At 58.8% G+C, this 4,933-nt stretch carries 5 protein-coding genes; 3 read left to right on the top strand and 2 right to left on the bottom strand.

Annotated elements, in window-relative coordinates; all coding sequences use genetic code 11:
* A partial coding sequence (locus tag FNU79_RS19870) for a transposase (protein WP_225430196.1) occupies positions 1-378 on the bottom strand: 378 nt, incomplete at its 3' end.
* Here FNU79_RS19870 and FNU79_RS19305 point away from each other — a divergent pair.
* Positions 331-1,077 (top strand): hypothetical protein, encoded by a 747-nt coding sequence (locus tag FNU79_RS19305; RefSeq protein WP_185974820.1) that lies wholly within the window; start codon positions 331-333, stop codon positions 1,075-1,077. The genes FNU79_RS19870 and FNU79_RS19305 overlap by 48 nt on opposite strands.
* A 6-nt stretch (positions 1,078-1,083) precedes the next feature.
* Positions 1,084-1,317: a hypothetical protein gene (locus FNU79_RS18625; RefSeq protein ID WP_143722290.1), complete on the top strand. Its 234-nt coding sequence runs from the start codon at positions 1,084-1,086 to the stop codon at positions 1,315-1,317.
* Positions 1,318-1,852: 535 nt separating this feature from the next.
* Here FNU79_RS18625 and FNU79_RS18620 read toward each other — a convergent pair.
* A complete protein-coding gene (locus tag FNU79_RS18620) occupies positions 1,853-3,505 on the bottom strand; it encodes a recombinase family protein (RefSeq protein WP_225430195.1) in 1,653 nt (550 codons plus the stop codon).
* A gap of 268 nt (positions 3,506-3,773) precedes the next feature.
* Here FNU79_RS18620 and FNU79_RS18615 point away from each other — a divergent pair, with 268 nt between their 5' ends.
* Positions 3,774-4,106: a hypothetical protein gene (locus tag FNU79_RS18615; protein WP_185974819.1), complete on the top strand. Its 333-nt coding sequence runs from the start codon at positions 3,774-3,776 to the stop codon at positions 4,104-4,106.
* Positions 4,107-4,933 lie beyond the last annotated feature (827 nt).

The raw sequence follows: 4,933 nt of genomic DNA, 5'->3' as shown, positions 1-4,933 counted from the left end.
AGGCCCCCTTTTTCCCAACGGCGCTTTGACCATGCTCCCGTCGGCGGCTTGCCACTCCCAATCGATGCCGAGTTCCTCGCCATATTCCTCGAGGATCACCGCCCACGCCCGTCTGAGACAGCCATGTTCCACCCAAGCGCTGAAGCGCTCGTGAGCCGTAGAGACCGGAGAGTAGCGCCGTGGGAATTGACTCCATTGACTGCCGGTACGGGCTAGCCAGATTAAACCGTTGAAAATGGAACGGGCATCCTGTGGGGGACGCCCAGACTTCTTGCGTGGTTTGTCAATGATCAGGATTGGGATCCGGACAAAAGTCTGTATACCGGGGGAATGATGCCCTGTGTATTGGACCGTAGTTTCATCGAAACGCAAACGCATCCGTACCGTGACCTGTTCCGGGATCTGCGCCTTTACCGCAGCTTTCAGGCCGCGCTGGGCGGCATTCTGGCGAGTGGGTCGACGCAACTGAGCCAGATGGCGCGAGCTGCCCCCAGTACGGGGGCGGCTCCCCATGCCGAACGCCGCTTGCGGCGTCTGGTCCATCACGAACATCAACGCGCCGATCTGCGACCTGAGACGCTGGAAGATCGGCTGACGACCTTGGGCGCTCAGCGTCTGGCAGGTCAGGATGAGGTGGTCGTCGTCATGGACGGCTCCGACCTCCGCAAACCCCACAGCCAGGCACTCGAACATCTCTCGACGGTCCGCTCGCTCGACGGTCACCCGGTCTCTGGCTATCCGACCCTGAACGCCATTGGCCTGACGCCCGATGGGCGTCGGACTCTGCTTTACCACACGCTCTACAGCCCTAAAGCGCCAGGCTTTACCAGCGCCAATACGGTGATCATCGACGCAATCAAGCGCATCGTGCAAGCGCTGCGGGCCGCAGGGGTCGGGCGGATTATCTTCGTGCTGGATCGGGGTTTTGACGACCTCAAGCTGATCCGGCTGCTGGTGCGGGTCCAGATCCAGTTTGTGATTCGGGTCAAGCACGACCAGCGCAAGACCCGGCTGACCCCAACCAGTATTGAACTCCCTCTAGTCGGTGCTGCCGGTCATGCCAGCGTGCAAGACTAGTTCGAGATGAAGCGTCCCGTCGTGACCGATGGCAAGGTCAAGTGGCGGCCTACCTCCGCACAGATCCGCAGCCGTGAAGTGTTCGTCGATGGTGGACGACTGAAGCTCAACGTGGTCAAGCTGGAGTTCAGCGTGCCACTCAAGAACGGCCAGGAGCAAGGTTGGCTGCTGCTCACCAACACCCCCACCGACGCGGTGGGGGCTGCTGGAGGTGTCGTGCGGCTTTATCTACAACGCTGAAGCATTGAGACGGGCCAACACGACTACGGTGATACATCTCGAACCTCCAGTGTGTCCATCATCGAAGTGGCCTTGTCGATCCACCGACGGTGGCATCGAGCGCCTATCGGTTCAGCTCTCAAGGCTTGGAGTCGACGAACCTCAGCGTCGTCCGCCCAGATACGCCAAGTTACACCACGTTCCAGTTGCTCGCCCTTCACGATGTCCCGGCGGAGCCAGGTGTACAACGTCACAACTGGCATCTTCAGCGCCTGGGCCAGCCCATCGAGCGTCCACTAGTCCCCCGCTCGCGGGGGACGCCGTGCAGGGACGGCACGTCCATCCGTCCCCTTTGAAAACTGTAGCCCTAAACGCTGAGCGAGACTCCGAACCTGAGCCACATTCCAGGTAGTCCGCCGCTTCGGTGGACGCAGCCCGGCCGCGTTCAATTCGTCGGTGACGTCCAGTACCGTTTTTCCTTGCGTTATCCCAGCTTCCACCCGTTGACACACCTCCACGTAGGTGCTGACCTGATCGAGCCGGGCCACTGGACGAACTAGGTCACGTGATCACCCTGCCATTCAATGCGCACATCCATCCGTTCAGTGTTCACGTCTCCCCAGACGATGATCCGCCCGATCACCAACCGCAGGATCTCCTTACGATCCTGCATGGTTGTGGTCGACGCCGACCACAACGTGGGTAAGGCCGTTGAAAGCGTCTGTACCTGACAGATCTCGTCGGTGCTCAGCTGCCGAGGTCGCAGCTGTACATGGCGCTCGTACTCCTCATTCAAGGTTCGCTCCGCCTCCAGAGCCTGCTCCCAGGCACGTTCCAGGGAACGCGCGACGAGACGGTGTTCTGGCTCCACCCCCTGATATTGTCGGGCCGCACGCGCTGCCTCATATTTTGCCCGCTCCAGGTGAGCGTGCCAGTGCCGGTCCAGCGCCTCTCGGTCCCGGTTCAACGTCGACTGTGCTTCCAGCGACAACGCCACGCTGGCAAATGTCAGGGCATCGAGCAACTGGGCCGTGACCCAGCGGTCCACTGGCATCCCTGTGCAGCTAAAGCAGGAGGGGCCTGCGTAATCCGTGACCTGTCGTGTGCAGCTATAGCGCGCCGCTCCGCCTGCGGGTGCGTTCTGGTAGGAAATGACCATCCGGTGTCCGCAGTGCCCGCAGATCAGCAGACCACTGAGCAGCCCGGTGCCCCGTTTCGGGGCACCCGACAACAACGCGACATTGCGATTGGCGGCCATTCGAGCGACATGTTCCTGGTACTGCTCCCAGCTGATGTAGGCAGGGACATGATCTCTCAGCAGGACATGCCACTGATCCGGCGGGAGCGTGACCCGTCCCGTCGAGCTTCGCCCAGCGAGCTTTTTCCGGGGGTCGGTCTGCCGCCAGCCATATGCATACACTCCAGCGTACATCGGGTTGTGCAGCAGATTCTGCAGGGTCATCCGGTTCGGTCGGCGCCACGTCAACAGACCACCACCGGCGCGCGTCTGATCGCGGACGCCCAGCTGAACCTGATGCTCGACCAGATAATGAAGCAGCGCATGCAGCGTCCCCAACTCCTCGAATTTCCGGAAGATCAGCCGAATCACCTGCTGCACCTGCTCGTCCGGGTCCATCTGAATCTCACCGTAAGCGTCACGAATGTAGCCAGTCGGCGTGGGCGCACCCAGTGCCCCTCGGCGGGCTTTGTTGAGTTTGCCTTGGTGCATCCGGTTCTTGAGAATGTGCAGTTCCGCTTCACTCATGGTGCCTTTCAGGCCGAGCAGCAGACGGTCGTTGTAATCAGCCGGGTTGTAGATCCCATCTGCGTCCCCGATCAGCGTCTGGAACAAGGCGCACACCTCCAGAAGATGGTGCCAGTCGCGGTTCGAGCGGGTAAGACGGCTCATCTCGATGCCGAGAATCAGACCGACGTGACCGAGGCTCACCTCGGTCACCAGACGGGTGAAGCCTGGACGACCAGTCGCAGTCGTTCCAGATTTGCCCTGGTCGTCGTCGATGACCAGCACACGGTCGGGGGCCCAGCCCAGGTCAGCGGCGTGGTGGACGATCGCGCACTGCAACCGAGTGGATTCCTGATGGTGCTGAAGTTGGGCCAGCGTGGACTGGCGCACATAAACGGTGGCCAGCCGATCGAGGTGATTCACCTCGATCTTGTGATGGCGCCGCAGGTCAGTGAGCGCCGTCATGAGGTTCCTGCGTCTTGTTCAGGTCGGTCGACCGCAGTTGCCGTTCCAGCAGCCGAACCAGCGCTTGTAAAAGGCACTGTTGACGTGCTGGGGACAAGCTCAGCCAGAGGGTCGGCGGGGGGGGAGATTGGGTCCGGGCATAAGTGACCGTCCTGTAAAGGAGCCGCAGCTCCGCTGCGGTGGAGGAAGCGAGCGAGCCGAACGAGGCTGTCCATCCCAATGATAGGCCGTGTAGCTTCCATCTTTACAGCTGTACTGGTGTTGGGACGTGGAAGAGGTCTTCTCGTGGACCAAATCTGCGATCGGCTGGGAACAGGTCCAAATACTCGACTTTGACGCCCTCCGAACCCTGGTCGCGCTGGCCTGGATTGCGGCCTCGTTCGTGTTCGATCTCAGCGAGTCGCTTGATGCCCCACAACTTCAACTGCTGGCTCATCTGGGCGGCTATGTCCCCCATAAAAACAGACCGCCAGGCAAGAAAATCTTGCTCCTGGGGCTGCTCCGACTCGCCAATGCATATTTGATCGCCCATTCACAGCCAAAAGATGCGTCGCCTGATCACGTTGACACTCTCCTACACAGTCTTTTTACCTGCCGCTGACTTTTGTCCGGTTCCCAATCAGGAGCGGTTCAAGGCGTGTCCAGAGGGCATCTGGCACTTCCCAGATAGTTTCTTGCTCATCAATCTGCGCTTGGTGAGGCTGTGTCGTCGTCATACCATTAGTCTACATATTTTCCGAATAAACTCTTGGTCGTGGCAGCTTGGCATCGGGATGACAACGAGGTGCGCCTACACAGCTAGCTCAATAACCATCCGCCTCGTTCATTCGCCCGCCTGAATCAGGCGGGCTGAGATAAGATTTGGAGTGCAACTGGACTGGACCGACGACGGGGGGAACCTCAAGTAGGTTCATGCATGACAAACGGCCTCCCCAATGTTGCCCAAAAACTCGATTAAGCAAAGCTGTACAGCTAGAATTTCATCCGAGCGCACAGTTGTACTTCTGCTGAGCTAAAAGTACAACTGTGCATCTTTTTGACTACTCGCCATTTTGCACAGATGGAACGATGAAATTACTCGTTCGTCTCTAGCATCGTATATCTTTATACTCACAAAAGTATATAATTTCAGAATTCTATACAGTCAAAATGGCGGGCAATGCACCGTAAAGGACAATTACACAGGCGGCACTCACCGAACCTCAAGGCATCTACCCATTGGATAGGGGAAAGCAGCCGACGCATATCAGCCTCTGTTGGCGTTAACAGCCATACATCCTCATCAGCTCACACAGGAGCAGGGGAGGGAGCCTCAAAAGGGCTACCTGTTATACGGATTCCGATTAATTCGTTATCTTTGGCCACTAGTGGAAGCCTGTCAACGCCTTGACCCGATCCTGTTGTTTTTCCAGCCAGCAGCATTGTGCG

The sequence above is a fragment of the Deinococcus detaillensis genome (assembly GCF_007280555.1).
GTDB classification, from domain to species: domain Bacteria; phylum Deinococcota; class Deinococci; order Deinococcales; family Deinococcaceae; genus Deinococcus; species Deinococcus detaillensis.
The sequence above is the reverse complement of the archived record's forward strand: the minus strand, read 5'-3'. Positions and strand labels throughout refer to the sequence as shown.